This window comes from Fructilactobacillus sp. X7R9C1, assembly GCF_059901005.1.
Genome location: NZ_JBWXVG010000071.1, coordinates 1 through 246 on the forward strand (window position 1 = coordinate 1; position 246 = coordinate 246).

1 pseudogene is annotated in these 246 nt (G+C 35.0%); it reads right to left on the reverse strand.

What is annotated here, in order from left to right:
• Nucleotides 1–246 (reverse strand): annotated as a pseudogene (locus tag AC6UD0_RS07465) (ATP-binding cassette domain-containing protein); the annotation flags it as partial.

Genomic DNA, 246 nt, shown 5'->3' on the forward strand with positions numbered 1-246 from the left:
TAAAATGTAGATGAGAAAGACAATTAAATATGCAATTCCAATCATTAAATTCATTTTAGCCAAAATAACGGTATATAAAGAAAGTAAGGCAACTCCCTTAATTCCTGCTGGCATCACCTCTTGAACCAACTTGCGACATGAAAACGATACCTCATCAATGTAACTTTGAAGTTTGCCCACTTTTTCTGCTTGAAAGTACTTGTAACCACCCTTTTCGATGTTTGACCAGATCTCCTGTTTAGAATA